At 69.2% G+C, this 24,573-nt stretch carries 19 protein-coding genes; 5 read left to right on the forward strand and 14 right to left on the reverse strand.

Translation table 11 applies throughout. The features are described from left to right. The first annotated feature begins 342 nt into the window (after positions 1 to 342). From AC1DT6_RS26970 to AC1DT6_RS26980, 3 genes are all read left to right on the forward strand, one after another. The gene (locus AC1DT6_RS26970) at positions 343 to 1,257 is read left to right on the forward strand and encodes a helix-turn-helix domain-containing protein (RefSeq protein WP_441636008.1); all 915 of its coding nucleotides are present in this window, start codon (positions 343 to 345) and stop codon (positions 1,255 to 1,257) included. Positions 1,258 to 1,464: 207 nt separating this feature from the next. After that, positions 1,465 to 2,772, forward strand: coding sequence for an MFS transporter (locus tag AC1DT6_RS26975; RefSeq protein WP_477103638.1), 1,308 nt, complete (start codon positions 1,465 to 1,467; stop codon positions 2,770 to 2,772). Positions 2,773 to 3,028: 256 nt separating this feature from the next. After that, positions 3,029 to 4,615, forward strand: coding sequence for an MFS transporter (locus AC1DT6_RS26980; RefSeq protein ID WP_441630375.1), 1,587 nt, complete (start codon positions 3,029 to 3,031; stop codon positions 4,613 to 4,615). A gap of 7 nt (positions 4,616 to 4,622) precedes the next feature. Here AC1DT6_RS26980 and AC1DT6_RS26985 read toward each other — a convergent pair whose 3' ends face one another. Next, the gene (locus AC1DT6_RS26985) at positions 4,623 to 5,885 is read right to left on the reverse strand and encodes an MFS transporter (protein WP_477115078.1); all 1,263 of its coding nucleotides are present in this window, start codon (positions 5,883 to 5,885) and stop codon (positions 4,623 to 4,625) included. Then, positions 5,828 to 6,226 carry a response regulator transcription factor gene (locus tag AC1DT6_RS26990; protein WP_441630379.1) on the reverse strand — a complete coding sequence of 133 codons (399 nt, stop codon included), beginning with the start codon at positions 6,224 to 6,226 and terminating at the stop codon, positions 5,828 to 5,830. Before AC1DT6_RS26990 ends, AC1DT6_RS26985 begins: the two co-directional genes overlap by 58 nt. A 281-nt stretch (positions 6,227 to 6,507) precedes the next feature. Here AC1DT6_RS26990 and AC1DT6_RS26995 point away from each other — a divergent pair, with 281 nt between their 5' ends. Continuing rightward, entirely contained in the window at positions 6,508 to 11,673 is a 5,166-nt protein-coding gene (locus tag AC1DT6_RS26995) for a trifunctional serine/threonine-protein kinase/ATP-binding protein/sensor histidine kinase (protein WP_477115079.1), read from the forward strand. Positions 11,674 to 11,687: 14 nt separating this feature from the next. Here the strand turns inward: AC1DT6_RS26995 and AC1DT6_RS27000 are convergent, their stop codons facing one another. From AC1DT6_RS27000 to AC1DT6_RS27020, 5 genes are all read right to left on the reverse strand, one after another. Continuing rightward, positions 11,688 to 11,984: a XapX domain-containing protein gene (locus AC1DT6_RS27000; RefSeq protein WP_441630383.1), complete on the reverse strand. Its 297-nt coding sequence runs from the start codon at positions 11,982 to 11,984 to the stop codon at positions 11,688 to 11,690. Between the two features lie 85 nt (positions 11,985 to 12,069). Then, the gene (locus AC1DT6_RS27005) at positions 12,070 to 12,510 is read right to left on the reverse strand and encodes a DoxX family protein (RefSeq protein WP_441630385.1); all 441 of its coding nucleotides are present in this window, start codon (positions 12,508 to 12,510) and stop codon (positions 12,070 to 12,072) included. 16 nt (positions 12,511 to 12,526) lie between these two features. Next, on the reverse strand, positions 12,527 to 14,392 hold the full coding sequence (locus AC1DT6_RS27010) for an amidohydrolase (RefSeq protein ID WP_477103640.1): 1,866 nt from the start codon (positions 14,390 to 14,392) through the stop codon (positions 12,527 to 12,529). Positions 14,393 to 14,483: 91 nt separating this feature from the next. Then, positions 14,484 to 15,305: an alpha/beta fold hydrolase gene (locus AC1DT6_RS27015; protein ID WP_441630469.1), complete on the reverse strand. Its 822-nt coding sequence runs from the start codon at positions 15,303 to 15,305 to the stop codon at positions 14,484 to 14,486. Positions 15,306 to 15,536: 231 nt separating this feature from the next. Continuing rightward, positions 15,537 to 16,223 (reverse strand): hydrolase, encoded by a 687-nt coding sequence (locus tag AC1DT6_RS27020; protein ID WP_441630389.1) that lies wholly within the window; start codon positions 16,221 to 16,223, stop codon positions 15,537 to 15,539. 462 nt (positions 16,224 to 16,685) lie between these two features. Here AC1DT6_RS27020 and AC1DT6_RS27025 point away from each other — a divergent pair, with 462 nt between their 5' ends. After that, entirely contained in the window at positions 16,686 to 17,345 is a 660-nt protein-coding gene (locus AC1DT6_RS27025) for a response regulator transcription factor (protein ID WP_441630391.1), read from the forward strand. Between the two features lie 331 nt (positions 17,346 to 17,676). Here the strand turns inward: AC1DT6_RS27025 and AC1DT6_RS27030 are convergent, their stop codons facing one another. From AC1DT6_RS27030 to AC1DT6_RS27060, 7 genes are all read right to left on the reverse strand, one after another. After that, entirely contained in the window at positions 17,677 to 18,789 is a 1,113-nt protein-coding gene (locus AC1DT6_RS27030) for an alkene reductase (RefSeq protein WP_441630395.1), read from the reverse strand. A 190-nt stretch (positions 18,790 to 18,979) separates the two neighbouring features. Then, on the reverse strand, positions 18,980 to 19,903 hold the full coding sequence (locus AC1DT6_RS27035; protein ID WP_441630397.1) for a LysR family transcriptional regulator: 924 nt from the start codon (positions 19,901 to 19,903) through the stop codon (positions 18,980 to 18,982). A 46-nt stretch (positions 19,904 to 19,949) separates the two neighbouring features. Next, the gene (locus AC1DT6_RS27040; RefSeq protein WP_045242397.1) at positions 19,950 to 20,546 is read right to left on the reverse strand and encodes a TetR/AcrR family transcriptional regulator; all 597 of its coding nucleotides are present in this window, start codon (positions 20,544 to 20,546) and stop codon (positions 19,950 to 19,952) included. A gap of 206 nt (positions 20,547 to 20,752) precedes the next feature. Next, on the reverse strand, positions 20,753 to 22,393 hold the full coding sequence (actP, locus tag AC1DT6_RS27045; RefSeq protein ID WP_441630399.1) for a cation/acetate symporter ActP: 1,641 nt from the start codon (positions 22,391 to 22,393) through the stop codon (positions 20,753 to 20,755). Continuing rightward, complete coding sequence (locus AC1DT6_RS27050) at positions 22,390 to 22,752, reverse strand: DUF485 domain-containing protein (RefSeq protein ID WP_477115080.1); 363 nt, start codon at positions 22,750 to 22,752, stop codon at positions 22,390 to 22,392. Before AC1DT6_RS27050 ends, actP begins: the two co-directional genes overlap by 4 nt. 49 nt (positions 22,753 to 22,801) lie before the next feature. After that, positions 22,802 to 24,025, reverse strand: a complete 1,224-nt coding sequence (locus AC1DT6_RS27055; protein ID WP_441630403.1) for an FAD binding domain-containing protein — start codon at positions 24,023 to 24,025, stop codon at positions 22,802 to 22,804. A 2-nt stretch (positions 24,026 to 24,027) separates the two neighbouring features. Then, positions 24,028 to 24,516 carry a VOC family protein gene (locus AC1DT6_RS27060; RefSeq protein ID WP_441630405.1) on the reverse strand — a complete coding sequence of 163 codons (489 nt, stop codon included), beginning with the start codon at positions 24,514 to 24,516 and terminating at the stop codon, positions 24,028 to 24,030. Positions 24,517 to 24,573: the final 57 nt, after the last annotated feature.

Below are 24,573 nucleotides of genomic sequence, written 5' to 3' on the forward strand. Positions count from 1 at the left end.
GGACCTTTGGCAGCCGGCGGGAAGGCACTGTGCTCGGGTTGCATGGTAGGAGCCGTGTTGACCGCCAACAATCAGCGAGTGGTCTGTGGCGCCCAGACCAAAGTATGAGAGGGCTGCGCGAGCAGTCAGGCCAGCGTTGCCTGATTGCACGGGGCCGTACGCCCCTGCAGGTGCCTGGCAGGCACCTGGGAAATCCGTGTGAGGAACGGACTGCGCATCACCGCATGCCGCCATGCAAGTATTCACGTGTATGCAGGAGGGCTCTGCTATTCTTGGCGCGCCCTCAGCTGCCGCGGGCGGCAAGGCGATTGCCAGCTTGCAGGTTGATTCACCCAAAACACTATGTCCGCAAACGCAGGCGCCCCCACTCCACTCGCCGCCTCCGCGACCGACGCATTCGGTTGCGCAGCGGCCGCGCTGCGCAACGATCAGACGCTCGCCGGCAGCGAGATGCAGTTCCATCGCAAGACCTCGGCCAGCGGCAATGCCAGCCAGGTGTCCACCCCGGCATCGGATCGCGGGTTCCTGGTGGGGATTTCACTGTGCACGGGACATCGCCGCCGGATATTCCATGCACATCGCGCGACCACCCATGACTTCGAGAACGGCTCCATCTACATACGGAATTTCGACGAGGACTACAAGGCCGATTTCTATGGCCAATTCGATTTCATCCTGCTGGATATTTCCCGTGCCTTCATCGAACGCACCGGCGGGGAACTAGGCCGTTCGCGCGTCCGGGGGCTGCGCGGCGCGGCGGGTGAGCGGGACGAGGTGCTGGCGCGTCTGGCGCAGGCGGCGGTGCCGGTGCTCAGCCAACCCCAGAACGCCAGCAGGCTGTTCGTCGACCAGCTGGGATTCGCCATCGGCACCTATCTCGTCGAGCACTATGGCAATGCCAGGGTCGCCACGCCCAAGACCAACCGCTTGCTGTCGCAACGCAGCTTGGCGATGGCCAAGGAGATGCTGGCCGCGCAGATCGACGGCGACCTGTCCATCGCGGACATCGCGGATGCCTGCAGGCTGTCGCGCAGCCATTTCACCCGCGCCTTCCGCGATACCACCGGGCAGGCCCCCTATCAATGGCTGATGGCGCTGCGTCTGGAGCGCGCCCGCACACTGCTGCGCGACACGGCACTGCCATTGGCGCAGGTGGCCACCGCCTGCGGCTTCTCCGACCAGAGCCATTTCACCCACGCGTTCTCGCGGGTGCTCGGCGTTTCGCCCGGCAACTGGCGCCGCAGGGTTGGCTGCTGAGGGCGTTCAGCGTCTGGCCGGGCCGCCCCGCAACGCACCGGCCGTGCAAACGGAACAAAAGCAGCACGCGCGCAAAAGCGCGGCCGGCTCGCCTTGCGTACCGTGCGTGCAACACCGCCCCCTTGGCGGCCGCGCCTGCGGGGCCGCTTGCCAGCCCTGACCGCAGAAACGCCCTTCGACACTGCTTCCAAACCGAGGTTGAACATCATGCCCTCCACACGCGCACTGGCGGTCACCGCCGCCGAGCCGTCCACGCCTGCCGACCCCGGCACACAGGCGCCCGTCACCGAAGCGTCCGCGCCCGCCGCCACATCTGCCACGCCCGGCGCAGCCAGCGACAAACTGCCTGGGCATCTCGTGCTGCTATTGGCCGCCGGTGCCGGGCTGTCGGTGGCATCGCTTTACTACAGCCAGCCGATGCTGGGTGTGCTGGGCGCCGACATCGGCGCCTCCGACAGCGCCGTCGGCATGGTGCCCACGCTGACGCAACTGGGTTATGCGCTGGGCATTCTGCTGCTGGCGCCGCTGGGCGACCGCTACGACCGGCGCCGCATCATCCTGATCAAGGCGGCGATACTGGCCGCGGCGCTGCTGGCCGGCGCGGCCTCGTCGGGCATCGGCCTGCTGCTGGCGTCGAGCGCGGCCATCGGTATCGCGGCGACCATGGCGCAGGACATCGTGCCGGCCGCCGCCACGCTGGCGCCGGAGTCGCATCGTGGCAAGGTGGTGGGCACCGTCATGACCGGGCTGCTGCTGGGCATCCTGCTGTCTCGCGTGGTCAGCGGCTTTGTGGCCGAGCATTTCGGCTGGCGTGCGATGTTCGCCGGCGCGGCCGCCAGCATCGCGCTGATCGGGCTGGCCGCATGGCGCGGGCTGCCGCACTTCCATGCCACCACGCGTCTGGCCTACCGCGAGCTGCTGGGTTCGTTGTTCAAACTGTGGCGCAGCCATGCCGCGCTGCGCCGCGCCATGCTGGCGCAGGGCCTGCTGTCGGTCGGCTTCAGTGCGTTCTGGTCGACGCTGGCCATCATGCTGCACGGCGAGCCCTTTCACCTGGGCAGCGCCAGCGCCGGGGCCTTCGGCCTGGCGGGCGCCGCCGGCGCGCTGGCAGCGCCGCTGGCCGGCCGCATCGCCGACCGGCGCGGCCCCGAGCTGGTCACGCGCCTGGGCGCCGCGCTGACCACGCTATCCTTCGCCGCCATGCTGCTGTCGCCGTGGCTGGCGCCGCATGTGCGGCTGTGGCTGATCGTGGCCAGTGCGGTGGGCTTCGACCTGGGCGTGCAGGTTGCGCTGGTGGCGCACCAGACCATCATCTACGGCATCGAGCCGGGCGCGCGCAGCCGCCTCAACGCGGTGCTGTTCGTCGGCATGTTCGCCGGCATGGCGGCGGGCGCGGCGTTGGGCAGCCTGATGCTGTCGCGCTGGGGCTGGAGCGGGGTGGCGGCGCTGGCCACCGCGAGCGCGGCCGGCGGGCTGCTGGTGCGGCTGTGGCCCGGCGCGCGGCTGGCCAGGTGAGGCGGCGCGCGCGCCACGGACAGGATCATTCGGTGATGGGGCTGCAGGGCAACCGAGGGTTGGATCAGTCCGGTGCCCGATCATAGGTGGTGCCCGCGCTGGACGCCACTGTCCGATGGTATGAGTAGACGGGCCGTGACGGTGTTCGCACAATGCGGCCATCGACCGGTGGCATCGCCGCCGGCCGCGCCAGCGAGTGCTTCCGGCCGTCGGCCACATGACGGGGCAGCGGCCCCGGAAACTTAGCCACCTACCCATGACCGAATCCCAAGCCGGCGCCGCCGGTTCTCCATGGAGCCCGCTGCGGCACCGCACATTCCGCATGTTGTGGATTGCCACCGTGGCGTCCAACGTGGGCACCTGGATGAATGACGTCGGTGCCAGCTGGCTGATGACGTCGCTCGACCCGGACCCGCTGATGGTGGCCCTGGTGCAGGCCGCGGGCAGCCTGCCGATGTTCCTGTTCGCGCTGCCTTCCGGGGTGCTTGCCGACATTGTGGACCGGCGCCGCTACCTGATCTTCGCGCAACTGTGGACGCTGGCCGTGGCGCTGGTGCTGGGCGGGCTGGCGCTCGCCGGCCTGGTCAACGCCCATATCCTGCTGCTTGCCGCGTTCCTGCTGAGTACCGGAGCGGCGATGAGCTCGCCCCCGTTCCAGGCCATCGTGCCAGAGCTGGTGGCCAAGGCCGACCTGCCGCCGGCGATCGCCCTGAACTCGCTGGGCATCAATATCAGCCGTGCCATCGGGCCCGCGCTGGGCGGCCTGATCCTGTCGTTCGCCGGGCCTGCGGCGGTGTTCCTGCTCAATGCGCTGTCGGTGTCGGGCGTGGTGCTGGTGTTGGTGCGCTGGAAATCGGAGCCTGCCCGGCGCAATTTGCCGCCGGAGCATTTTTTCTCGGCGGTGCGCGCGGGGCTGCGCTACGTGGAGGCCGCGCCACTGCTGCGGATCGTGCTGGTGCGGGCGGTGGCGTTCTTCCTGTTCGGCAGCGCCGGTTGGGCGCTGCTGCCGCTGGTGGCACGGCGGGAGCTGGGCCTGGGCCCGGGCGGCTACGGCTTGCTGCTGACCAGCATCGGCCTGGGTGCGGTCGGCGGCGCGCTGTTGCTGCCCAGGCTGCAACGCCGCATCCCGGCCGACCGCCTGATGGTGCTGGCCAGCCTGCTGTTCGCGCTGAGCCTGCTGGCGCTGGCCTATGTGCGCCACTTCTGGCTGCTGGCGGCGGCGCTGCTGTTCGCCGGGCTGGCATGGATCGCGGTGCTGTCCACGCTCAACGTGGCTGCCCAGCGCAGCGCGGCGGGCTGGGTCAAGGCGCGCGCGCTGGCGGCCTACCTGACCGTCTTCTTCGGCGCCATGACCGCCGGCAGCGCCCTGTGGGGAAAGACGGCCGGGCTGCTCGGCATTCCCTCTGCGCTGGTGATCGCAGCCGCGGGTCTGGCCCTGGCCAGTGCCACGGCGCTGCGCTGGCGCCTGGGCGTGTCGCCGGAACTGGACCTGGCGCCGTCGGGCTACCTGCATCCCGGGACGCTGGACGTCTCGCACGACCGGGGGCCGGTGATGATCTGCGTGGAGTACGACGTGGCACCGGATCAGGCCGCGGAGTTTGCCAAGGCCGTGCAGGAGATGCGTCGCATCCGCCGCCGCGGCGGCGCGTTGTCCTGGGGCGTCTACGAGGACCTGGCCGCGCCCGGCCGCTTCATCGAAACCTTCCTGGTGGAGTCGTGGCTGGAGCATCTGCGCCAGCACGAGCGCCACACCATGAACGACAAGGCGATCCAGACCCGCGTGCAGGGTTTCCACCGTGGCGCCACGCCGCCCGGCGCGCGGCACCTGGCTGCGCCGGGCTGAAGCCAGGTCAGGGCAGGGCGGCTTCCGGGCGCCGCCGCAGTAGCCGGGATATCTCGAGCACCAGCAGCAGCACCAGGACCGCGCCGATGCCGAACAGCGCCGGGATGCCAGCCGTGTCCACCAGCCGCGCGGCGAGCAGCACGCCCAGGCCCTGGCCCGCGAACAGGCAGAACGCGAACAGGGCGACGGCGTTGGCCCGCTGCGTGGGGGCCATCTGCGTGGCGATGGTCTGCATGGCGTTCAGCACGATGTAGTAGCCGCAACCGCCGGCCAGGCAGCCGGCGGCGATCCACAGCCAGTGCTGCCCGAGCGCGACGCAGGCCATGCCCGCGCTCAGCAGCACGGCCGACAGGCACGCCAGGCGCCAGCGTCCCAGCCGGCGGATCAGCGCCGGCGCGAGGCCTGCATACAGCAGCCCGCCGATGCCGTGCATGGCCGTGATGGCACCGGCCGCTGCCAGCGACAAGCCGAAGTGGAACTTCAGATGGGTCGCCACGAAGGCGAACACGCTTGGGCACACGAAGCCCAGCAGCAGCGTCATGCAGAGCACCCGGCGCACCCAGGCGGACTGGAGCAGGGCGGCGGCCCTGGGCCGCAGGTCGGGGCTGGCCTGCCGCCAGCGGGCCGGCGTTTCGTCGTGGCGGGCCGCCCTGGCCACCACGGCGGCCGCGACGGCAAAGCCCGCCGCCAGCAGCACGAAGGCGGCGCGCCAGCCCAGCGTGTCGGCGATCAGGCCGGACAGCCACTGGCCCGTCATCAACCCGCAGATGGTGGCCACCGAGTAGCGCGCGAGCAGGCCCTGGCGCGAGGCCAGCGGCTCGGTATCGCCCAGGCGCGCCAGGCAGATCGGCACCACCCCGGCCGCCGCCGCGCCGGCCATGGCGCGCAGCACCACCAGCCACGGGAAGCTCGGCGCCAGCGACTGGCTGAGATTGGCCGCCGCGCAGGCCAGCAGCGCGAACGCGATCACACGCAGCTTGCCGTGACGCTCGGCCAGCGGCCCGTAGATCAGCTGGAAGGCGGCATAGGCCAGCATGAAGCTGGTCACCGCCACCCCGGTCATGCCGGCGGAAATGCCGAAGTCGCGCGACAGCGCCGGCAGCAGCGTGTCGGCGGCGCGGATCGAAGCGGCGGCAAAGAAACCGGCCAGGCCCAGGGCCAGCCGCTCGTGGCGCATGCCGTGCGCCAGGGTCAACGCGCTGCCGGACATCGTCAGCGCCTTTCCTGCGGCGTCCTGGCCGCGCCGCGCGCGAGGGCATTCTCGATGCATTGGATGATCTCGGGGTCCATGAAGGGTTTGCTGAGACAACAGATGGCGCCGATCGCCTCCGCGCGTTGCCGGTAGCTTTCCTCGGAGAACGCCGTCATGAAGACGACGGGGATGGACAGCCCACGCATGCGCAGGGCCTCGCATAGCGCGAAGCCGTTCATCGCGGGCATCTGCACGTCGGTGACCAGGCACGAGACGGCATCGAGGGCGTGGGACTGCAGCAACTCGTTCCCGCTTGCGTAGAGTTCGACAACCATGTCGAAGGAGCGGAGCAGGCTTCCCAGGGCTTGCCGGACAGAAGCATCGTCGTCGACGATGGCGATCACCGGGGTGGCTGTCACACGGTGTTCCTCGGTTGTCATGAGCGATGACGAAGCTGGCGAACGACTCCCATCGATTGTCTCGAGGATAACGCGCCGGCGCGTTCCGTGGAATCATACGGTGGTATTGTGCGGATCCGGCCGGCGCACTGGCCGCCGCGGCTAATACCAAGGTATGGGATGGCCGCCTCTGTCGACGCCTTCCTGCGCGGCGGAGAAGCCGGGCCCGCGCGGTATACTTCCATGCGCCGTTTAGCCTGCGCCAGACCGCTCCCAGCTTCGATGATGCCTTTCAAGGTTCGATGAATCCGTTGCGCCACTATCAGTTCGAGTATCTGCTGGACGGCGAAATCGCCTTGCTGCGCGGGACCGCCGCCGGATGTGCGTCCGTGCTGGTCACGCTGGCGGGTTCGGCCGCCAATGCGGGCGCGGTGCAACGGCGCCTGGAGCACGAGTACGCCTTGCAGCACCTGCTACGGCCCGAGTGGGCAGCGGTGCCGGTTGCCCTGACCCGCTACGATGGCCGGCCGGCCCTGGTGGCCGCGGACCAGGGCGGCTTGCCGCTGGCACTGTCGCTGGGCGAGCCGTTGGCAACGGACGCCTTCCTCGACATCGCCATCGCGGTGGCCGAGGCGATGGCGGCCATGCACGACGCGGGCGTGGTCCACCTGGACATCAAGCCCGCCCACCTGCTGGTCGCGCCGGACCGGCAGCGCGCCTGGATCGCGGGCTTCGGCATTGCCGCCGTGGCCTCGCCCGGCGCCGCGCACCCGGCGGCATCCCGGATGCTGGCGGGAACCCTCGCGTATCTGGCGCCGGAACAGGCCGGCCGCGGCGAGTCCGCGATCGACGCGCGCGCGGATCTCTACGCGCTGGGCGTGACCTTCTACCAGATGCTGACCGGCGCGCTGCCGCTGGAGGCCAGCGAACCGGTCGCCTGGGTGCACAGCCATCTCGCGCGCCAGCCGGTGGTGCCCACCGAACGCAATGCCGGCATACCGGGGGTGCTTTCGGCCATGGTGATGCGCCTGCTGGCCAAAGCCCCCGAGGAGCGCTACCCAAGCGCTGCCGCGCTGGCGGCCGAACTGCGGCGTTGTCTCTATACGTGGCAGGCCCGGGGCAGCCTGGATGCGCTGCCGGATGGCGTTCCCGCGGACCTGGCCGGCTTTGCCTCGCCGACCTGGCTCTACGGCCGCGCGCATGCGCTGGACGAACTGCGCCGGCTGTATCGCGAGGCCACCGAGCAGGGCGGACCAGCGCCCGCGGCCTCCTATGTGCTGGTCACCGGCTGCGCCGGCAGCGGCAAATCCGCGCTGGCCGAGGCCTTCGGCAGATCGCTGGAGGCCGAAGGCGGCGTGGTGGCGCGCGCGAAGGCGCAGCAGCACCAGCGGGGTACGCCGCTGGCAGCCGTGGCGGAGATCTGCGCCGATCTCGCCAGGCAGGCCGGTGCCTCGCCCGGCGCGCGGCAGCAGGGCTGGGCCGCGGCGATGGCCGCGGCGATTGGCGACGACGGGGAGATGTTCGTCGCGCTGGCGCCGGCCTTCGCGGCCTGGCTGCCGCCTCGCCCGCGCGCCGGCGAGGCAGGCACTGGCCAGGCAAAGACACGTTTCCTGCAGGCATTCTGCCGCCTGCTCGGCGTGTTCGGATCGGTGGCGCCGCCGCTGGTCCTGGTGCTCGACGACCTGCAATGGACCGACCGCGAATCGCTGGAGGTGTTCGGCGCGCTGCGCCGGGCACCGCTGCAGCAGCCCCTGCTGGTGATCGGCACCTGCCGCACGGATGCCGTCGAGGGCGGCGCGCCCGGCGAGTGGCTTGCGGCGCTGCGCCAGCAAGGCGCACTGCGCGGCGAGATGGCGATGACGCCGCTGGACGCGCCGGCGCTGACCGCGCTGGTGGCCGACACCTTGCGCTGCGGCGGCGATCGCGCGCAGGCCATCGCCCAGCTGGTCCATCGGAAGACGGGCGGCAATCCGCTGTTCTTCCTGCAGTACCTGCGCGCGCTCCACCGCTCGGACCTGCTGCGCGCGGACGCGGCCCCTGAAACCCCGGACGCCGAGATGGACGTGCTGGGCCTGCTCACCGAGGCGTTGCAGCGCCTGCCGCGCGAAACGCGGGCGCTGCTGACGGCGCTGTCTTGCCTGGGCAGCGCGGTCTCCTCGGCCACCGCGGCCCAGGCGTGGGACGCCAGCGAGGCCGGCATCGCCAGCCTGATGTCGCATGCCGTGGCCGCGGGCCTTGTGGTGCCCGTCGACGACGGCTATCACTTCACCCACGACCGGGTCCAGGAGGCGGCCTATGGCGCGATCCCCGCACCCGATCGCGCCGCCCTGCACCTGAGGCTCGCGCGCCGGCTGGCGCAGCGGCTGGACCGCGATGCCAGCAGCACCCTGTTCGAGGCGGTCGACCAGTTCAACCTGGCGGCCGGTGTCATCGCCGACGCCGGCGAGCGCATCGAGGCGGCCGCGCTGAACCAGGACGCCGGCCACCGCGCGATGAAGACCACGGCCTATGGCGCCGCCAGCGCCTACTTCGCGGCCGGCGAGCGGCTGCTCCCCGACGGCGCCTGGGAGACGCACCACGCCCTGGCGCTGGCCCTGGCGATGGGGCGCGCGGAGTGCGAGTTCGTCGGCGGCCGGCTGGCCGCCGCCGCGGCCACCTTGCAGGACCTGGGCGCGCGGGCGCGCACGCCGTCCGAGCTGGYGGCCATCACGCGGCTGCGGGTCGCCGTGCACACCGCGCTCGACCAGTCCGACCAGGCCGTCCAGGTGGGGCTGGCCTTCATCCACACGATGGGCCTGGACTTCCAGCCCCAGGCACAGGGGCAGGTGGAGCGGGAATACCGGCGCTTCCTCCTGCTGCTGGGCGGCAGGCCAGTCGAGGCGCTGGCCAGCCTGCCGCGCATGCACGATCCGGCCTGGCGCGCCACGCTGAGCGTGCTGACCGAGGTGATGTCGCCCGCCTCCTTTATGGACCGCAACCTGCGCGACCTGATTCCGATCTGGATAGCCATCATCAGCCTGGAACACGGCAACGACGAGGCCTCCTGCATCGGCTACGTGCACCTTGGCATGACGCTCGGGCCGCGCCTGGGCGACTACGGACTGGGCTACCGCCTGGGCAAGGTCGGGCTGGCGCTGGTGGCGCAGGAGGGCATGGGCCGCTTCCGCGCCAAGGTCCACATGTGCTTCGGCGCGCTGCTGTTGCCTTGGACCCAGCCAGTGCGCGGCGGGCGGGAACTGATCGAGCGCAGTTTCGATGAGGGCCGGCAGAGCGGCGATTTCAACTTCGCCGCCTACAGCCGCAACCAGTTGGTGACCCATCTGCTGGCTTGCGGCGAACCGCTGGCCGGCGTGGAGGCGAAGATCGAGATGGGCCTTGCCTTCGCCCGCACCCTGGGACTGGGGCGCGTGGTCGATATACTGGACGCGCAGGCCAGGTATGTGGCGGTGCTGCGGGGCAGGGTGCCGGGCTGGGCGGTGCCGGAAGCCGGCGCGCCGGGCCCGCATGACATCGAGGCGCGGCTGCAGGCCGATCCGCGCCTTGCGGTGGCCGCCTGCTGCTACTGGATCCGCAAGCTGCAGGCCTGCTTTGCCGTGGATGACTGCCGCGGCGCGCTGGAGGCGGCAGGCAAGGCCGAGCCGATGCTGTGGGCCGCGCCTTACTTCCTTGAGATCGCGGACTACCACTTCTTCGCGGCGCTGTCGCTGGCGTGGCTGCCGCGCGCGGCCGGCCGGCACCCGGGCAAGGAAGGCGGCGCGGACTTGGCCGCGTTCGATCGTCATCGGCGCCAGATGAGCGCGTGGGCGCTGGAGAATCCCGCCAACTTCGGCGCGCGCGCTGGCATCCTGGAGGCCGAGGCTGCTCGCCTGGCGCGCGATCCGCTACAGGCCATGCGGCACTACGAGCGGGCCGCCCGGCTGGCGCGGGACCAGGATCTGCTGCATGACGAAGCCCTGGCCTACGAACTGTGCGCGCGCTGCTGTTTCGAGCAGGATCTGACGGCGCCGGCCATGGCTTACCTGCGCAGGGCCAGCGATGCCTACGGCCGCTGGGGCGCCGAGGGGCAGGTGGACAAGCTCGAGGCGTGCGCGCGCGCGTTCGACGCCTCGGGCATGGGCACGGTGTGCGCTACGCCGGACCGCCCCCACGCCGCCGCCGCCCAGCCCGCCACCTACATCGGGCCGGCCGCGCAGCTGGACCTGGACACCGCCATCAAGGCCACGCAGGTGCTGGCCGGCGAGATGCAGCTCGACCGCCTGATCGAGGCGCTGCTGACCACCACGCTGCAGCAGGCCGCCGCGCAGCGCGCGCTGCTGTTCCTGTGGCAGGACGGCGCGCTGCGGCTGGCCGCGCAGGCGCGCACCGAGCGGGCGGGCATCGCGGTCTATCTCAATCCGGCCGGGGCTGCCTATCCCCGCACCGTCGTCGACGCGGCGCTCGCCACGCGCTCGGACTTCGTGCTTGACAACGCCAAGTCGCATGCCAGGTTCGGCCAGGACCCGGACGTGCAACTGCGCAGCGTGCGCTCGGTGGCCTGCCTGGCGCTGGTCAAGCAGGGCGAACAGGTGGGGCTGCTCTATCTGGAGAACAACCTGGCCGACGCGCTGTTTACCGGACGCCGGATCAACCTGCTGTCCCTGCTGGCTTCGCAGGCCGCCATCTCGCTGGAAAATGCGCGGCTGTATGCCGAACTGCTGCGGCAGAACCAGGAACGCCAGCGGGTGCAGGCCGAGCTGGCGCACGTGTCGCGCGTGACCACGCTGGGCGAGCTGGCGGCGTCGATTGCCCACGAGGTCAACCAGCCGCTGACCGGCATCGTGACCTACGGTGGCGCATGCCTGCGCTGGATCAACCGCCCCGAGCCGGATCTTGGCGAAGCGCGCCATGCGGTGGAGAACATGATCGCCGAGGGGCTGCGGGCCAGCGAGGTGATCCGGCGCATCCGCGCGCTGGCGCGCAAGGACGATTCCCGCCGGCAGCCGTTCCACCTGGGCGAACTGGCGGACGAGACCGTGTTGATGGTCAGGCACCAGGCCGAGTTCCACGGCATCGCCGTTGCCCAGCAATACGCGGCGGGGCTGCCGCAGGTGCTGGGCGACCGCATCCAGCTGCAGCAGGTGATCATCAACCTGCTGGTCAATGCCATCCAGGCCATGTCGTCCCGCGCCCAGGGGCAGCGCGAGCTGCGGATCAGCACCACGCGGCAAGCCGACGGCCAGGCTTTGCTACGCGTCGAGGATACCGGCCCGGGCGTCGAGGCAGGGCAGATCGACAAGCTGTTCGAGGCCTTCTACACCACCCGCAGCGAAGGGCTGGGCATGGGCTTGTCGATCTGCCGCTCGATCGTGGAGGCGCATGGCGGCTGCATCTGGGCCGAGTCTCCGGCGCGGGCCGCGTTGCCGGCGGGGCAGTTTCCCGGGGGCCCGGGCGCGGCGTTCTGCTTTACGCTGCCGGTACCGCAGCCGTAGCAAGAGCAAGCGCCTTAGCGCGACTCCGATGCATTGTCCGGCGCTGGCCGCGTGTCCTCGCGGGCTGCGGTCAATGTCGTCGGCGCGGGCACACCGGTGATCTTGGGTACGCATTCGGAGTGGAACCAGGCGGCGGTAACGGGCGCGCCCGCCAGCATGCGCTTGATCGGCGGCACCACCTGCTCGCCGATCAGCATGCCCAGCAGCCCAATCAGCGCGACCACGGGCGGCGCGGGCGAGCGGACCTGCAGCAGGGCGTAGATGATGCCGACCAGGATGCCGGCGCCTAGCGAAATGAGATAGAGCTTCATCGCGTTTCCAGTATTCAGTGTTCAGTGTGGGTCGCCGGCCTGGCCATGTCGGGCAGCACAGGCAAGTGGAGGCGGCCGTCGCGCTTCATGCCGTGCGCGCGGCGGCGCGCCGGTTCAGGTCCTCCCACGCCACCAGCACGAAGCCGCCGACCAGTCCGATATGCTCGAAGAAGGCGTTGGCCAGCATGAACTGCTCGGCCGGCGGCGCCGCCCAGAAACGGTTGGCGAGGAAGGTGGCCATCAGCGTGAAAACGGCCAGCGCCAGCGCGCCGAGCCAGCGGTAGAAGCCCGACAGGATCATCAGCGACGCCCCCAGCTCCAGCACGATCACCGCGGCAGCCAGCGGCACCGCCGGCGCGAGGCCGAAGTGCTGCATCTCGCCGATGGCGCCGGCGAAGTCCATGGCTTTGACCAGGCCACCCTGCAGGTAGGCGGCGCACAGCGCCAGCAGCGCGAGCCAGCGCAGCCAGGACGGCAGCCGCGTGGCGCTGGCCGCCGGGGTCAATGCGGAAGCGGGGCGGTTCATGTCGGGTCTCCCTGCTTCAGAAGGCCCAGCACGAGCAGCCGAGCGCACCCCAGAAGGTGCTCTCATCCGCGGCCGGCACGCTCGCGGTCCAGGCGCTGGCATGGCCGTGGCCGTGCACGCCGCAGGCGCTGGCGCAGCCGCACGCGGTGTTCAGCGCGAGCGCCTTCGCCTGCGGGCGCGGCTGGTAGCCACCCCCACGGCGCACCGGCGACCAGTCCGGCATCGCGGGCGGCAGCGCCGGCGCGAGCTTGTCGAAGTCGCCGTCGCCGTACACCACCTTGCCGCCCAGCACGGTCATCACCGAGGTGATGTCCTGGATCTCGTCCCCGGGCACGCCGAAGTAGTCGGCGGACAGCACAGCGAGGTCGGCGAGCTGCCCGGCCTTGATCTGGCCCTTCTTGCCCTCCTCGGAGGAGAACCACGTATTGGCCTCGGTCCACAGCCGCAGCGCGGTATCGCGGTCCAGCAGGTTGGCCTGCGGATACATCGACAGCCCGCCCACCGTCTTGCCGGTGGTCAGCCAGTACAGCGAGACCCACGGGTTGTACGAGGCCACGCGCGTGGCATCGGTGCCGGCGCCGACCTTGACGCCGCGCTCCAGCATGCGCTTGATCGGCGGCGTGGCCTCGGCCGCGCGCGCGCCATAGCGCTCGACGAAATACTCGCCCTGGTAGGCCATGCGGTGCTGCACGGCGATGCCGCCGCCCAGCGCGGCGATGCGGTCGATGTTGCGGTCGGTGATCGTCTCGGCGTGGTCGAAGAACCAGTGCAGGCCGTCGAAGGGCACATCCCTGGCCACCTTCTCGTAGACGTCCAGCGCGCGCGAGATGGTCTCGTTGTAGGTCGCATGCAGGCGCCAGGGCCAGCGGTTCTCGGCCAGCAGGCGGATCACCGGTTCGAGGTCGCCTTCCATGGACGGCGGCATGTCGGGCCGCTCGACGCGGAAGTCCTCGAAGTCGGCAGCACTGTAGACCAGCATCTCGCCGGCACCGTTGTGGCGGTACAGGTCGTCGCCCTGGCCCGGCTTGATCTGCCTGGACCAGCCGCTGAAGTCGCTCAGCTCGTCCTTGGGCTTCTGCGTGAACAGGTTGTAGGCCAGGCGCACCGTAAGCTGCCCTTCCTTGTGCAACGCCTCGATGATGTTGTAGTCCTCGGGGTAGTTCTGGTAGCCGCCGCCGGCGTCGATCACCCCGGTCACGCCCAGGCGGTTGACCTCGCGCATGAAATGGCGGGTGGAGTTCTTCTGATACTCGGGCGGCAGCTTGGGGCCCTTGGCCAGCGTGGCGTACAGGATGGTGGCGTTGGGCTTGGCCAGCAGCAGGCCGGTGGGGTTGCCGGCCTTGTCGTGCACGATCTCCCCGCCCGGCGGATTCGGCGTGTCCCTGGTATAGCCCACGGCGCGCAGCGCCGCGCCGTTGAGGATGGCGCGGTCGTAAAGGTGCAGGATGAATACGGGCGTGTCGGGCGCGGCCGCGTTCAGCTCCTCGATGGTCGGCAGGCGCTTCTCGGCGAACTGGTGCTCGGTGAAACCGCCGACCACGCGCACCCATTGCGGCGCGGGCGTGCGCGCCACCTGGTCCTTGAGCATGCGCATGGCGTCGGACAGCGAGCGCACGCCGTCCCAGCGCAGTTCCATGTTGTAGTTCAGGCCGCCGCGGATGATGTGCATATGGCTGTCGATCAGCCCGGGAATGGCGCGGCGTCCTTGCAGATCGACCACCTGCGTGGTGTTGCCGGCCAGTTGCATGATCTCAGCGCGGGTGCCGACGGCGACGAACTTGCCGTCGCTGATGGCGACGGCTTCGGCCTGCGGATTGGCGCGGTCGAGCGTGGCGAACTTGCCGTTGACGAGGATAAGGTCGGGCGTGCTGGATGCGGTCATGGCGAAACTCCGGCTGGCGGCGGGTCAGTGACAGGGGTAAGGGCAAGCCAGGCCGTCCCGGCCCGGCATCGGGGCGCGGGACGGCATCCGGTCAGGCGGACAGGAAGGCCAGCAGGTCGGCGTTGACCTGGTCGGCGTTGATCACGCACATGCCGTGCGACGCGCCCGGATAGATCTTCAGCGTGGCGTTCTTGACGAGCTTGGCGCTCAGCTTGGCCGAGTCGTCGATCGGCACGATCTGGTCGCCGTCGCCATGCAGGATCAGGGTCGGCACGTCGAACTTCTTCAGGTCCTCGGTGTAGTCGACTTCCGAGAACTCCTTGATGCACAGGTACTGGCCGAGGATGCCGCCGGTCATGCCCTGTGCCCAGAACGCGTCGATGGTGCCTTGCGAGACCTTGGCGCCGGGACGGTTGAAGCCGAAGAACGGCATCGCCAGGTCCTTGTAGAACTGCGAGCGGTTCTCCGTCACGCCCTTGCGGATGCCGTCGAACACGTCCATCGGCAGGCCGCCGGGGTTGGACGCGGACTTCACCATGACGGGGGGCACCGCGCCGATCAGCACCGCTTTGGACACGCGTTTGGTGCCGTGGCGGCCGATGTAGTGGGCCACCTCGCCACCGCCGGTGGAGTGGCCGACCAGCGCCGCGCCCTTGAGGTCCAGCGCTTCGATCAGCGCGGCCAGGTCGTCGGCGTAGGTATTCATGTCGTTGCCCTTGGCGGGCTGGCCGGAGCGGCCATGGCCACGGCGGTCGTGGGCAATCACGCGGAAGCCGTGCTGCACCAGGAACAGCATTTGCGCGTCCCAGGCGTCCGCATTGAGCGGCCACCCGTGCGAGAACACGACCGGGCGGCCCGCGCCCCAGTCTTTGTAATAGATCTGGGTGCCGTCCTTGGTGGTGATGGTGTCCATGCTGTGTGCTCCTGGCGTGTGGTGGGACGCGGCGTGGGCCTGCGGCTTGCCGGTGGCGACCGCGGCGGTGCTGCCCAGCGCCGCGACGGCGGCCGCGCCGACCGTACCCGCGCCGGATACCAGCAGTTTGCGCCGCGACGGGCTCCGGGCCGTGTCCTGCGTATTGGATTGCGCGCTCATGCGATGTCTGACCGAGGTGTATGGGTGGTTGGTCCGTGGCCTTGGCCGCGTTCAGCGGGCCGGCACCGGGGCGATGGATTCGTGCGGCGTGGCGGTGCGCTGCTCGGCCTTGTGCACCATGGTGTAGGCGTAGTCCACACCCATGCCGTAGGCGCCGGAGTGTTCCTTGACCAGCTTCATCACGGCGTCGTAGGTGTCGCGGTGGGCCCAGTCGCGCTGCCATTCGAGCAGCACCTGCTGCCAGGTCACCGGCACCACGCCGGCCTGCACCATGCGCTGCATGGCGTAGTCGTGCGCTTCCTTGCTGGTGCCGCCGGAGGCGTCGGCCACCATGTAGATCTCATAGTCGCCTTCGAGCATCGCGCACAGCGCGAAAGTGGTGTTGCAGACTTCGGTCCACAGGCCGGCGACGACGACCTTCTTGCGGCCGTTGGCGGCCAGCGCGTCGCGCACCTTCTGGTCGTCCCACGAGTTCATCGAGGTGCGTTCCAGCGTCTTCTGGTTGGGGAACACGTCCAGCAGCTCGGGGTAGGTGAAGCCCGAGAACGACTCGCTCTCCACGGTGGTGATGGTGGTGGGGATGTTGAAGATCTTGGCGGCCTTGGCCAGCCCAACGGCATTGTTCTTCATCGCCTGACGGTCCATCGACTGCACGCCGAAGGCCATCTGCGGCTGGTGGTCGATGAAGATCAGCTGGCTGTTTTGCGGGGTCAGCACTTCTAGCTTGGCGTTGGTCATGATTCTTTCCTGAGGTTGGGTTGTCGGGATCGTGCAGACATGACGCGGCACTGGCGGCAGACGGCCGATTCCCGGTGGGTTGCTGCGGCGCCCGATCGCGGCAGCGGCGCGACCGTGATGCGCGGGAGCGAGGCTGGATCTCTCTGCGCAAGCAACCCGAGCGAAGGCTAAACTTGCCCGGAGGAAATCACTATCGTCTGTTCGTATTAGTCGGCTGCCGTCGGGGTGTATGCCGGCAGGGCGGGCGCAGTAATCACAAGGCGCCTGATAGCTAACTTTATTGTGTCGACCACGGGTTAAAGAACAATAGACAACAATAGACAAAACCGGCGGCACAAATTGACAATACAAAGGCGAGACAGTGGCGTAGATTCCAGGCGGGGATGCCGCGCAGCCCCGGACAGCAACCGGCATGGCCGAGCGCCTGCCGGTCTTTTTTGACGCTGAATGGAGAAGCAGATCGTGACATCCCAAAGCCTGGAGCCCGCCGAGCCGAGCGCTCGGGACGACGCATTGGTGCTGGTCGTCGACGACGATGCCATGCTGCGCGGCGCGCTCGGCAATCTGTTCCGCTCGGTCGGCATGAATGTTGCATTGTTCGGCTCGGCCGCGGAGTTGCTCGAGTACCAGATGCCGGACGTGCCCTGCTGCCTGGTTCTCGATGTCAGGCTGCGCGGCCCGAGCGGACTGGACCTGCAGGCGCGCCTGGCGCAGCTGGGTATCCACGTGCCGATCATCTTCATGACCGGCTACGGCGATATCGCGATGACCGTGGCCGCGATGAAGGCCGGCGCCGAAGACTTCATGGCCAAGCCGTTCCGCGACCAGGACCTGCTCGACGCGGTATCGGTGGCGCTGGAGAAAGACCGGCGGCGGCGCGAGGGCATGCGCCGGCTCCAGATGCTGCGCGCCAGCTTCCAGACCCTGACGCCGCGCGAGTCGGAAGTCATGGCATTGGCGGTCTCCGGGCTGATGAACAAGCAGATTGCCGGCGAGATTGGCATCAGCGAGGTCACGGTGAAGATCCACCGCGGACAGGCGATGCGCAAGATGAAGGCGCGCACCTTTGCCGATCTGGTACTGATGGCGCAGAAATTGGGCGTGTGCCACGCCGAAGGCTAGGCCGGGCGCACCCGATGGCGGCAAGCCGGCGTGAAGAAAAGCCGGCCGGCCCCGGGGATGCTGGAGGCGCGGCCCGGCAAGGAGGAGACGCTGTACGGCAGGGCGGGGCCAGCCCCCGCCACACCCGCTGCCCGCTGCCCGCCGCCCGGATGCTCCRGTACCGCGAAGCGTCCCTGCTGGCGCCGTGCCTTGTCAACATCATAGGTGTGCCGCATTGCCTATGCCGCTGTCCATCAGGACGGGTCGGCTAGCGTATGCGTTTAGGGAAATCAGACCTTGGTATGACTGACCACAATCGGGCCTGCGGCCCAAGCCCCCGCACGCCCCGCGCTCACGCCGCGGCCGGATAGTCGATGTAGCCACCGGCGCCGCCGCCGAAGAAGGACGAGGCATCGGGCGCGTTCAGCGGCAGGCCGCCGCGCAGCCGGACAGGCAGGTCGGGATTGGCGATGAACGGGCGGCCAAAGGCGATGATGTCGGCGCGGCCGCTGGCGAGCGCATGCTCTGCGCTGTCGCGCCCGTAGCCGCCCGCCAGCATCAGCACACCGTGGTAGGCCCCACGCAACTGCTGGATGATTGCGTCCCAGCGGGGATCGGCGTGCTCTTCCCTGACCGTGCCGACCATGGCCGGCTCGACCAGGTGCAGATAGGCCAGGCCACGGGTATCGAGCTGGCGCACGATATAGCCGAAGGTCTCTTCGGGCGACACATCGCCCATGCCCATGAAGCGTCCCATGGGCGTCAGCCGCACGGCAACGCGCGCGGGCCCCACCTCCGCCGCGATCGCGTCCACCACCTCCAGCAGCAGCCGTGCCCGGTTCTCGATGCTGCCGCCGTAGGCGTCATCGCGCTGGTTGCTGCTGGAATTGATGAACTGGTCGAGCAGGTAGCCGTTGCCGGCGTGGATCTCCACGCCGTCCATGCCCGCGGCCATGGCGTTGCGGGCGGCGCGCCGGTAGTCGGACACGATGTCGCGGATGCCATCGAGGGTCAGCGCCTGGGGCACCGGCACGTCGCCCCAGGCGCCGTTGCCCTGCGCGTCGATGATGTAGGTCTTGCCCGGGACGGGCAGGGCGCTGGGTGCCACGGGCAGCGCGCCGCCGGGCTGGAACACCGGGTGCGAAACGCGGCCGACGTGCCACAGTTGCATGAAGATGATGCCGCCCTGGTCGTGCACGGCGTCGCTGACGGCCTGCCATCCCTGGATCTGCGCCTCGCTATGGATGCCCGGCGTCCAGGCGTAGCCCTGGCCCTGCTGCGAGATCTGCGTGGCTTCGGTGACGATCAGCGCCGCGCCGGCACGCTGCCGGTAGTACTCGACGTTCATGGCGGTGGGCACGTTGCCGGGCTGGCCGGCGCGCGAGCGCGTCAGCGGCGCCATGGCAACACGATGCGGCAGGGTATGGTTGCCGAGGCGAATGGGGGTGAAGAGATGGTGGGTCACGGTGGTTCTCCGTCAGGTGCGATGGGGGGCGGCGGCTGCAGGCTCGCCTTTGCGCCGCGCTGCCCGTCTCGAAAAGAGATGACCTGAAGGTTAGGCGCCAACCCGTCGGCGGAGAATCGGGCCGCCGCGCAACGTTGCGTTGCGCTGGAAGCAAGGGGCAAGGGGCGGGGAAGGGGAAAGGGAAGGGGGGTCAGCCGCCCGCTTCTTTCCCGCCGGTCGGGCCGGGAATCCGCGAGAGAAAGTCGAGGAAGGCGGCGATGCGCCGCGAGCCGCGCTGGTTGGGCAGGTAGAGCGCGGAGATGGCCGAGCTGGCGCGGTTGGGGTTGACGGTCCAGTCGTCCAGGATGGCGGTCAGGCGCCCGCCCTGTATATCCTCGTCGACCAGCCAGTCGGGCAGCAGGGCGATGCCGCCGTCGGCCAGCGCCAGTTCGCGCAGCACTTCGGCGTTGTTGCTCCTGAAGGTGCCCGGAACGGGCACCTGGACTTCCTCGGCGCCGCGCAGGAAGGTCCACATCTGCTGGCCCGCGCCGTAGCTGAAGCGCAGGCACGCGTGCCCGGCCAGCTCCGCCGGCGCGGCGGGGATGCCGCGCTGCCGCAGATAGCCCGGACTTGCCACCACCCTGCGCCGGAACGTGCCGATCTGACGCGCCACCACCTCGTCGAGCGACGCGGCGCTGCCCAGGCGGATGGACAGATCAATGCGTTGGCCTAGCAGGTCGACGATCTCGTCGGTCAGCGTTACCTCCATCTCCAGTTTCGGATACTGCGCGAGCAGGCTGCCGAGGAACGGCGCGATGCAGCGGCGCCCGAACGCCACCGGCAGCGACACGCGAAGCTGGCCCACCGGCGTATCGCCGCGGTCGGCGATCAGCGCATCGGCTTCCGCCACCGCGTCGAGGATCTTGCGCGCCCGCTGGTAATAGGCTGCGCCAGCTTCGGACACCGTCACCTGCCGTGTCGACCGGTTCAGCAGCACGGTGCCCAGTTCCTGCTCCAGGCTGTCCATCATGCGGGTCACCGATGACGTGGCCAGGTTGACCCGGCGCGCGGCGGAGGAGAACCCCTTGGCGTCGACCGTCTCGACGAACAGCTTCAATGCCAGCAGCTTGTCCATGGGTAAGACTCCAGCGGAAAGGGGCGTCGGTTATCCTCGCAGGGACTTATTTGCCGGGCTTGTCGGGCGCGCGCAGGGAACGCATGACGGCAGGCGCGCCGTGGAGAAACATGTCCACCTTGCGGCGGATCACGGCGTCGATGTCCGAGGGTACCTTGAGGCCGTAGACCCATTTGCGCACGCCGAGATAGAAGATGGCTGCGTGCAGGCCCCATATCATCTCGACCTCGGCTTCCAGCTCCGCCGCGTTGCGCGGCTCCGGGATGCCGTACTCGGCACGCACCTCGGCCAGCACGGGCAGGAAGACCTTGCTGCGCAGCTTGTTGAGGTATTTGTTGTTGATGCCTTCGCGCGTGAGGCCGGCAAAGATGAAGACCCGGATCCATTCCTCGCGCAGGATCACGGATGCGTAGTCGAGGTAGAACGCATACAGCCGTTCGGTCAGCGGCGTGGCGCGGTCGGCGATCTGGCGTTCCCAGTCGGGCCGCCACTGGAACACTTCGCTGTAGACGCGATCGATCAGCGCCTCCTTGCTGGAGAAGTAGCGGTACAGCAAGGGCTGGGTGACGCCGATCTGCTTGGCGAGATCGCGCGTGCTGCCGGAGAAGCCGTTGCGCGTGAAGTGTTCGATGGCCTTCTGCACGATCTGCTGCTCCCGCTCTTCGGGGAGCAGCCGTTTTCCGGTCTTGGCCGGTGCATCGTTCTCGGTCGGCGTTGCGTCTCGTTTCATTCGTTCACCTGTGGCAGGCACGTCCCGTGCGGAGCGCTTGCGGCATTGTACCAATCGGGTGATAAATTGAGGCGCGGCCGGGCTGCCGGCAGTGCGGCCGGCAGCACAGGGCACGGGTGCTACCTCGGCTTGACCAGCCCGAGCTCGCAATCGACCAGCTGATTGTTGAAGGCGCCGCGTTCGCGCGCACCGCGCGCGGACCGGTCGGTGACCGAGAACACGTAGATGCCGGCAAAGGCCACCAGCATGGAGAACAGCGCCGGATACTCGTACGGGTAGATGGCACTCGCATGGCCGAGTACCTGCACCCACACGGTCGGGCTCAGCACCGTCAGCACCACCGCGGTCAGCAGCCCGAGCGAGCCGCCCGCCACGGCGCCCCGCGTGGTCAGCCCGCGCCAGTAGATCGACAGCAGCAGCACCGGGAAATTCGAGCTGGCGGCGATGGAAAAGGTCAGGCTGACGATAAAGGCGATGGTCTGCTTCTCGAACAGGATACCCAGCAGGATGGACAGTACGCCCAGTACGAGCGTGGTCATCCGGGAGACGCGCATCTCCTCCTTGTCGGTGGCGTTGCCCTGGCGCAGGACCTTGGCATAGAGATCGTGCGAGATGGCCGAGGAACCGGCCAGCGTCAGCCCCGCCACCACGGCCAGGATGGTCGAGAACGCCACCGCGCAGATGAAGCCGAGGAACAGGTTGCCGCCGACGGCATGGGCCAGGTGCACGGCCACCATGTTGACGCCGCCGATCACCGCGCCAGCGGGCGTGTGGTAGGCCGGATCGCTGGCCACCAGCGCGATGGTGCCAAAGCCGATGATGATGATCAGCGCGTAGCCGGTGCCGACGATGCCGGTGGCATAGAGAATGCTCTTGCGTGCCGCCTTGACGTCGCCGACGGTGAAGAAGCGCATCAGGATATGCGGCAGGCCGGCGGTGCCGAAGATCAGCGCCAGGCCGAGCGATACCGCCGAGACGGGATCGGAGACCAGGCCGCCCGGGCTCATGATGGCCGCGTGCTTGCCGTGGGCCTCGATGGCCTGCGCGAACAGCGCGTTCAGGCTGAAGCCGAAGCGGCTCATGACCATGAACGCCATGAAGGCAGCGCCGGCGAGCAGCAGCACCGCCTTGATGATCTGGATCCAGGTGGTGGCCAGCATGCCGCCGAAGAACACGTAGACCACCATCAGCACGCCGACCAGCACCACCGCCGCCGTGTAGCTGAAACCGAACAGCAGCTCCACCAGCTTGCCGGCCCCCACCATCTGCGACACCAGGTACAGCAGCACGATGACGATGGAACTGGACGCGGAGAACGCGCGGATGGGCCGCTGCTGCAGGCGGTAGGAGACCACGTCCGCCAGCGTGAAGCGGCCGAGGTTGCGCAGCGGCTCGGCGATCAGGAACAGGATGATCGGCCAGCTGGCGAGAAAGCCGATGGAATAGATCAGGCCGTCGTAGCCGCTGGTGAAGACCAGCGCGGAGATGCCCAGCAGGGAGGCCGCCGACATGTAGTCGCCGGCGATGGCCCAGCCGTTCTGCAGGGCGGTGATCTTGCCGCCGGCGGCGTAGTGGTCGGCCACGCTGTGGTTGCTCCTGGCGGCCCAGCGCGTGACCAGGAGCGTGGCGGCGACGAACACCAGGAACATGGCGATGGCGATGACGTTCATGCCCTGGCCCACCGGACCCGGCGCCGCGAACGCGGGCAGGGCGGCAAGCAGCAGGGCTGCGGCAGTGGCGGAAATGGCGGTTTGCTTCATTTTGCTGCCCCTTGCTTGAGGTCGCTGATCCGCTGGTCGTACACGGTGTTGGTGCGATGCACGTACACCGCCACCAGCAGGAAGGTCACCGCGAACATGCCGAAGCCCACGGGAATGYCCACGCTCATGGGCTGGCCCAGGGTCAGTTGGCGGCCCAGCAGCGCGGGCCGGAAGGCGAGCGTGAGGATGTAGCCGAAGTACACCGCCAGCATGGTGGCGGTCAGGGCCCACGCGAACCTGCGCCGCGCGCGCACCAGGGACTGGAATGCCGGATTGGCGAGCAGGGGATTCGGTGGGGCCGCGGCGGGCGTGGCGCTTTCGCGGGCGGCTGCGGCAAAGGTGGGGGCGGTGTGATCCAAGGTTGTCTCCGTTTGGGGGCGGTTGGTTTGGCGTGGGGCGGCGGCGCGCTCAGAAGCGCGTCGACACCGCCGTCTCGCGCATCACGGCTTCCGGCGTGCGATAGCGCTCGGCCATCTGGCGGTCGGTCTCGTTCTTGAGCTGCGCCTGCATATAGGCGCCGAGGTGGCGCGCGTGCCGGACGATGGCCGCACCCACCTGCACGCGCTCGGCGCTGTAGCTCTCCAGTGCGGCACTGACGCTGTCATGCGCTTGCAGCGCGTTGACCAGCGACATGGCGTCGCCCGCGGCCTTGGTCACGCCCATGCCGCAGTGCGGGCGCGCCACGAAGGCGGCGTCGCCGAGCAGCGCCACGCGGCCGAACGCCATGCGCGGCACCTCGAGGTCGAAGATGGGCTGGAACAACGGCTGCGCGGCCTTGGCCACCACCTCGCCGAACTGGGGTGCCAGGTTGGCCAGCGCGGCTTCCTCCATGCTCGCCAGCACGTCCGGCCGGATCAGCGCCGGCGGGATGCCGCCGGACCAGCGCTTGCCGCTGGCGTCGGTCAGCAGGTTGGGCAGGTCCATGTCTTCGCTGGTGGCGCGGTACCACACGAAGTTGTAGCGGCGCTCGCCAACCCGGGTGCTGTTGCCCTGGCCCGCCACCGGGTAGCCGAGGATCTGCTCGCGCGGCGGCAGGCAGAAGGCGAACTTCTCGAACAGCATGTCGCGCGTGGCTTCGCTCAGGCTCGTTTCGTCCACCAGGCCGCGCCACGCGATGTAGCCGGCGTACTGGAGCCGGGCCTCGGGCAACAGGCACTCGCGCAACGCGGAGCGGAAGCCGTCCGCGGCGACCACAAGATCGGCGTGATGGATCGAGCCGTCGTCCAGCATCACCACGGCGCGGCCGGGCTCGCTGCGCACCGACACCACATTGGCGCCCGTGCGGTAGGTGCCTCCGGTGAAGGCGGAGCGCAGCACGTGGTACATCTTGCCCCATGCTGTCAGCGTTTGCGGCAGCTCCCGCTGGGCCAGGACGCTGCCGTCCTGGCCCAGCGTCAGCCGGGACTTCACCTGCACGCCGATGGCGTCGTCCACCTCGACCCCGGCGGCGGCCAGGGCCTCGAACAATTCCGGATGCGTGACGATGCCCGCGCCGCGCCCGGCAAGGGCTTCGGGAACGCGCTCGCATACCTCCACTTCCCACCCGCCGCGGGCGAGCAGGTTGGCCGCGAACAGCCCGCCCAGCGAGCCGCCCACGATGATGGCCTTTGGCCGTGTCGATAGGGCTGTCATGGTCAGTCTCCTGCCACTGCGGGGAGGGGCGCGCGTGCGCCGTCGCCCGGGATTTCAAGGCCCGCCACCTCGGCGGCGGGGTAGTTCAGTTCAATGGTGACGCCGGAAGGGTCCTCGATGAACACCTGGTGCAGGCCCAGGCTGGGGACGGTGCGGTCGCGCCACGGGATGCCCTCGGCTTCCAGCCTTGCCCACATCTGCGCCACGCCGGTGGCCAGGAAGGCGATGTGGTCGAGGGTGCCGGTACCCGCCGCCGCAAGGGCGCGGTCGCCGAGGTAGGCGGACAGCCCGCCGGGGTTGTCCGGGGCGACGCCGATGATGTGGACGGTGCCGAAGTCACCTTCGTCACCGCCCATGTACAGCCATGCGCCGGGGAAATCGAAAGGCGGGCGATAGCCTTGCCTGAAGCCGAGAATGCGTTCGTAGAAGGCGCAGGATGTCTCGAGGTCCGTGGTGCGGATCGAGAAGTGCGCGAGTTTGCGGATTGCCATGGTTGCCTCTGCTATTGATCGACCGATTAGTGATCGGTTGATAAATTGTAGGGCGAC

The organism is Cupriavidus sp. 01L45, assembly GCF_056399885.1.